6 protein-coding genes are annotated in these 5,559 nt (G+C 68.2%); 3 read left to right on the top strand and 3 right to left on the bottom strand.

Annotation, left to right across the window (positions count from 1 at the left end; translation table 11 throughout):
- Nucleotides 1-82: 82 nt before the first annotated feature.
- The 3 genes from nudC to OJI97_RS08540 are packed head-to-tail and all read right to left on the bottom strand — an operon-like array spanning nt 83 to nt 3,254.
- Nucleotides 83-952: an NAD(+) diphosphatase gene (gene nudC, locus OJI97_RS08530; RefSeq protein ID WP_297662632.1), complete on the bottom strand. Its 870-nt coding sequence runs from the start codon at nt 950-952 to the stop codon at nt 83-85.
- Nucleotides 952-2,238, bottom strand: coding sequence for a serine hydrolase (locus tag OJI97_RS08535; protein WP_297662633.1), 1,287 nt, complete (start codon nt 2,236-2,238; stop codon nt 952-954). The genes nudC and OJI97_RS08535 overlap by 1 nt, the downstream gene beginning before the upstream one ends.
- Entirely contained in the window at nt 2,235-3,254 is a 1,020-nt protein-coding gene (locus OJI97_RS08540) for an A/G-specific adenine glycosylase (RefSeq protein WP_297662634.1), read from the bottom strand. The genes OJI97_RS08535 and OJI97_RS08540 overlap by 4 nt, the downstream gene beginning before the upstream one ends.
- Before the next feature lie 26 nt (nt 3,255-3,280).
- Between OJI97_RS08540 and OJI97_RS08545 the strand changes: the two genes are divergently transcribed.
- Genes OJI97_RS08545 through OJI97_RS08555 form a run of 3 tightly spaced genes read left to right on the top strand, consistent with a single transcriptional unit; the run spans nt 3,281 to nt 5,363 of the window.
- Nucleotides 3,281-3,838 carry a DUF721 domain-containing protein gene (locus OJI97_RS08545; RefSeq protein WP_297662635.1) on the top strand — a complete coding sequence of 186 codons (558 nt, stop codon included), beginning with the start codon at nt 3,281-3,283 and terminating at the stop codon, nt 3,836-3,838.
- 10 nt (nt 3,839-3,848) lie between these two features.
- The gene (locus OJI97_RS08550) at nt 3,849-4,568 is read left to right on the top strand and encodes a thioredoxin domain-containing protein (protein ID WP_297662636.1); all 720 of its coding nucleotides are present in this window, start codon (nt 3,849-3,851) and stop codon (nt 4,566-4,568) included.
- 48 nt (nt 4,569-4,616) lie between these two features.
- Nucleotides 4,617-5,363: a thioredoxin domain-containing protein gene (locus OJI97_RS08555; RefSeq protein ID WP_297662637.1), complete on the top strand. Its 747-nt coding sequence runs from the start codon at nt 4,617-4,619 to the stop codon at nt 5,361-5,363.
- Nucleotides 5,364-5,559 lie beyond the last annotated feature (196 nt).

The raw sequence follows: 5,559 nt of genomic DNA on the forward strand, positions 1-5,559 counted from the left end.
ATCGGGGCAGCGCTATGCCGATGGGTGTCTCGACTTCGCTCGACACGAACGGGACGGTGGGTCAGATTATGAGCGCGGCGCTCTACCCCGCCCAATCCTCCAGCAGATAGCGCGCGATCGCCAGCGGCGGCGGCGCCATGAAGCTCGCGCCCATCTCGCCCGCAAGCGCCGCGCGCACGTCGGCGCGGTCGACCCACATCGCCGCTTCGATCTCGGTCGCATCGAGCGTCAGCGCGGGATCGCGCGCGACCGCGCGGCAACCGATCATCAGCGACGAGGGAAAGGGCCAGGGCTGGCTCGCCACATAGCTGACGTCCGAAACCTGGATGCCCGCCTCCTCGAACAATTCGCGCGCGACCGCTTCCTCGAGCGATTCGCCGGGCTCGACGAAGCCCGCGAGCGCCGAGAAGAATCCCGGCGGAAAGCCCGGCTGGCGCCCGACGAGCACCCGTCCTTCATATTCGGCGAGCATGATCACCACCGGGTCGACGCGCGGGAAATGCTCGGCGCCGCACGATCCGCAATTGCGTCCCCAGCCGCCGCGAAAAATCTCGGTTCCCTGTCCGCACACCGCGCAAAAGCGATGCCGCGCGTGCCAGTCGACGAGGCTGCGCGCGCCGCCGTAAAGCGCCGCCTCTTCGGGCGAGAGCAGGGGCAGCAGCCGCATCACGGTGCGCGAGCGCGCGTCGATCCGCGCCCCCGGCGCAGGACCGCGCACGAAGCGCGGCGCCCCGGCATCGTCGATCCCGAGGAGCAGCAGCGGCCGCTCGTCGGCCGGATCGAGCGGCTCCCAGATCAGCCCGCCCCGTTCGCCCGGCACCGGGTCGATCCCGTCCATCGCGAGACAGGTCGCGCGCGGATCGCGCGTCGCCGCCGCGAACGCCTCGGCATCGGTGCGAAGCGGATCGGCGCGGTCGAGCCGCGCGCCGGTGAATCCGAGCGGTAAAGGCATTAGGGCATCACATCCTTGTAGAAAGCCTTGCCGAAGTCGCGCTGGAAGGGCAGCGCCTCGGAGGGCATATATTGCGTGTAGCCGCCGACGCGGTAGCCGCGCGTGCGATCGACGAAAGCGATCGTTCCCGCCGCACCGCCCCAGCCATAGACGCCCTCGCCGGTCGGCGACGAAGCGAGCGACACGCGCCCGCCGGCGCCGAAGCCTTCACCCTCGACGAAGCTGTTCTTCGTCGTCGCCCCTTCGGGCAGCAGGTTGGACATCGCGAGCCGCGCGGTTTCGGGTTTCAGGATGCGGACGCCGCCCGTCTCGCCTTCCCCGAGCAGCATCGCGAGGAAACGGTCGTAATCACGCGCGCTCGCGACGAGGCCGCCGCCGCCATAGGGAATCGGCGGCTTGTCGAGATAGATCGAGCTCGTCGCCGGATCGATCGGCAGCAGCGCGCCGCCGAGCGGCGCATAGTTGGTCGAAAAGCGCCCGACATCGGCCGCCGCGACCTGAAAGCCCGTGCTGGTCATGCCGAGCGGGTCGAAGATGCGCGCCTTCAGGAAAGCGTCGAAGGGCTGCCCCGACACGACCTCGATCACGCGGCCCATCAGGTCGAGCCCGACCGAATAGCTCCACTGGGTGCCGGGTTCATAGACGAGCGGCAGCCTGGCGAGCCGATCGGCGAATTCGGCAAGGCTCGGCGCCGCCGTGCTCTGCGGCAGGCCGGGGATCGGCAGCCGGCTGACCTGCCCGCCGAGGATGCCCGCCGCATTATAGGCGTCGCGCAGCGGCCCCTTCTGGATGATGTTGTAGCCGAGCCCGGCGGTGTGGGTGAGCAGGTGGCGGACGGTGATCAGCGTCTTCGCGTCGCGCACGTCGGTCAGCGATCCGTCGGGAGTGTTCTGCACCTTCATCTTCGCGAAGGCGGGCAATATGTCGGCGATCGGCTGGTCGAGCTTCAGCCTGCCTTCCTCGATCAGGATCATCGCCGCCATGCCCGTGACCGGCTTGGTCATCGAATAAAGCCGCCAGATCGTGTCGCCGTCGACCGCCTTCGCCGAGTCCATCGCCTGCGTCCCCGCGCCGAAGACGTCGAGCGCGCCCTGCGCCTTGCCGATCGCGGCGAGCGTGCCCGCGAGTTCGCGGCGGTCGACGAAACCCTCGATGAAGGCATCGGTCGCGGGATAGAGCGCCGCGCCGTCGGCCTTCCACGCGAAGGCCGCGCGCGGCACTATCATCCCCGCGCCGCCGAGCGCGATTCCGCCGAGCATCGCGCGGCGCGAAATCATCATGGTCATGCAATCCTCTCCCGCATCCTGTCGGTCAGTTTTCGATAGAGCGTCGGCAATCCGGCCGCGTCAAGCGCCGAAAGCGGCCACCATTCGCCTTCCCCTGCGGCAAGCGCGCTTTCGCGGGCGACGAGGGTCAGCCGCAGGTCGAAATGGGTGAAGCCATGATCGACATGGACGAGGCCGGACTCGGGCGGCGCCGCATCGGTCCAGTCGCCGCCGGGCAGCGCGCGCATCCCGCCGAGCATCCCCTTGCCGGGACGGCGGACGAGCCAGAGCGCGCCGTCCCGCTCGATCCACCAGGCGACGCCGTAGCGCTGCGGCTTCGCCTTCTTCGGCGGCTTGACCGGCAGCCTTTCGATATCGGCGCGCCCGCGCGCGCGGCAATCGGTCCTCACCGGGCAGATGCCGCACGCCGGCGCGCGCGGGGTGCAGATGGTGGCGCCGAGATCCATCAAGCCTTGCGCGAAATCGCCGGGGCGCCCCTGCGGGACAAGCGGCGCAAGCGCGGCGCGGATCTCGCGCTTCGCGGCGGGCAGCGGCGTTTCGATCAGCCGGTGCCGCGCGATCACCCGCTCGATATTGGCGTCGACGACGACCGAGGGCCGGCCGAACGCGATCGCCGCGACTGCCGCCGCGGTATAATCGCCGACGCCAGGCAAGGCGCGCAGCCCTTCCTCGGTATCGGGAAAGGCCCCGCCATGCCCGGCGACCACCGTCCGCGCGCAGGCGAGCAGGTTGCGCGCGCGGGCATAATAGCCGAGCCCCGCCCACGCCGCCATGACGTCGGCGTCGTCGGCCGCCGCGAGATCGGCCACCGTCGGCCAGCGCTCAACGAAGCGCCGGAAATAGCCCGCAACCGCGGCGACCGTCGTCTGCTGGAGCATGATCTCGGCCATCCAGACGCGATAGGGGTCGGGAACCGCATCGCTGCCCGGCGGGATACGCCAGGGCAGATCGCGCGCCGCGCGGTCGTACCAGCCGAGCAGGCGCTCGGCGAAATTCGGGGAAGTCTGGACGCTCACCCCCCGCCTATGGCATGGCGTTGGCGATGGCGAAAGCGGACACTCCCAAGGGCGAAGGCGCCAAAAGGAAGGCGGCAAAGAAGCCCGAGACGCGCCCCTATGAGCGGCCGCGCGGCGGCGAGGCGCGCTCGATCGCCGACCTCGTCCCCGAAATCGGCCGCGCCGCCTTCCGCAAATTCGGCTTCATCCAGTCGTCGGTGGTCAGCCGCTGGCGCGAGATCGTCGGCGACCGGCTCGCCGACGTGACCCAGCCCGCGATGATCCGCTTTCCCGCCGGGCAGAAGGCAGGGGGCACGCTGCACCTGACGATCAGCGGCGCGCACGCCCCGATGCTCCAGCATGTCACGCCCGACATCATCGCATCGGTCAACCGCTTCTTCGGCTATGCGGCGATCGCCACGGTGCGGATGACGCACGGTCAGGTCACTCCCGCCGCTCCCGTTCAGCAGCCGGCAATGCTGAAGCCCGTACCCGCCGAACTGGGGGACAGTCTGCGCGACATCGGCGACCCGGAACTGCGCACCGTGCTCGAACGCATGGCGGCGGGGCTTGCGGGGCCGTCGAACATCCCCAAAATCAGTTGAAGGTTTCGCCATGTCGAAATTTCGTGCCACGCCTCTCGCCCGCCGCGCCGCGATCGCCGCCCTGACGGCGGCCGCGCTCACTTTGTTCGTCGCGGCCACACCCGCCAGGCCGGCGCGCTGGTCGGCGGCCGTCAGCGTCAATTCGATCGGCGCCTATGTCGTCGGCAACCCCAGGGCGAAGGTGAAGCTGGTCGAATATTTCAGCTATACGTGCAGCCATTGCGCCGATTTCGCGAAGCTCGGCTCGGCGCCGCTCAAGGCGCAATATATCGACAAGGGCCTCGTCCTCTTCGAATATCGCAATCTCGTCCGCGACCCCGTCGACCTGACCGCCGCGCTGCTCGCGCGCTGCGGCCCGGCGAGCGCCTTCGCGGGCAATCACGAAGCGATCTTCGCCGCGCAGCCGGTGTGGCTGAACAAGGTGATCAAGATGAGCGACGCGCAGAGAGCGCGCTGGTCGCAGGGCGAGCCGAGCGAGCGAGCGCGCAAGATCGCGGCCGACACCGGCCTCGCCGCACTGATGCAGAAGCGCGGCTATTCGGCGGCGCAGGTGAACGCGTGCCTCGACAGCGAAGTCGCGCAGGCCGAAGTGACCGGCATGACCAATATCGGGCTGTCGGGGGATCATGTCCGCGGCACGCCGACCTTCTTCGTCAACGGCCGCGATGCCGGGACCACCACCTGGCCGATGTTGAAAACGAAACTCGACGCCGCGCTCAAGGGCTCGTAAAAGCCCGCTCCTGTCACTCCCTTCTCCATGCCCAAGGAAAGCCCGACCATGATCCAGCCCAAGCTGCGCATCCTCCTCCTCGCCTCGCTCGGCGCACTCGCGCTCAGCGCGTGCGGCGAGACCAAGACCGACCAGACCAAGAAGCAGGACGTCATCGCCAAGGTCGCCGCCCCCGCGGGCAAGAGCTGGTCGCAGACGGTCAGCAAAAATGACGACGGCGGCTATGTGATGGGCAACCCCGACGCGCCGATCAAGGTCATCGAATTCGCGTCGATCACCTGCTCGCACTGCGCGGCCTTCTCGACCGAAAGCCACGAGGAGCTTCGGCGCGACTTCATCGACACCGGCCGCGTCAGCCTGGAGGTTCATAATTTCATCCGCGACCCGCTCGACGCCACCGCCGCCGCGATCATCCGCTGCGCGCCGGTCGACCGCTATTTCCCGCTGCAGGACAATGTCTTCGCGTCGCAGGAGGAATTGTTCGCGGGCGTGAAGGGCAATGAAGCCGCCGCCGACGCCGCGATGAAGCTGCCCCCCGCGCAGCGCTTCCCCGCCTTCGCCAAGGCGCTGAAGCTCGACACCTTCTTCCAGTCGCGCGGCGTGACCGGCGAGCAGATCAACGCCTGCCTGTCCAACGTCGACAATATCTCGAAGCTCGAACAGGGCACCAATGCCGCTTCCGAGAAATATCAGATCCAGGGCACGCCGACCTTCGTCGTCAACGGCCAGGTGCTCGAAGGGGTCGCCGCCTGGGGCCCGCTGCGCGATCACCTGCGCACGATGGGCGCGCGCTGATCCCAGCCTCTACGCCCTCCCCTTCAGGGGAGGGCAGCTTTCTTGATCGCCGCTTCCTTCTTTCGTCATTCCCGCGAAAGCGGGAATCCCGCTATTTTCCATCTCTTTTTCTTCGCATTTTTGGATAAGGGGTGGGAAATAAAAAAAACGGAGTGTGACAAAAGGACAAAGAGATCAGGCATGACGCCAGGGACGG

The organism is Sphingopyxis sp. (assembly GCF_025869345.1).
In the GTDB taxonomy this organism is placed as follows: domain Bacteria; phylum Pseudomonadota; class Alphaproteobacteria; order Sphingomonadales; family Sphingomonadaceae; genus Sphingopyxis.

Excerpts from the sequence above, each read along its gene's own strand:
- nudC (WP_297662632.1), bottom strand. The coding sequence starts at position 952 with ATGCCTTTACCGCTCGGATTCACCGGCGCGCGGCTCGACCGCGCCGAT.
- OJI97_RS08535 (WP_297662633.1), bottom strand. The coding sequence starts at position 2,238 with ATGACCATGATGATTTCGCGCCGCGCGATGCTCGGCGGAATCGCGCTC.
- OJI97_RS08545 (WP_297662635.1), top strand. The coding sequence starts at position 3,281 with ATGGCGAAAGCGGACACTCCCAAGGGCGAAGGCGCCAAAAGGAAGGCG.
- OJI97_RS08550 (WP_297662636.1), top strand. The coding sequence starts at position 3,849 with ATGTCGAAATTTCGTGCCACGCCTCTCGCCCGCCGCGCCGCGATCGCC.
- OJI97_RS08555 (WP_297662637.1), top strand. The coding sequence starts at position 4,617 with ATGATCCAGCCCAAGCTGCGCATCCTCCTCCTCGCCTCGCTCGGCGCA.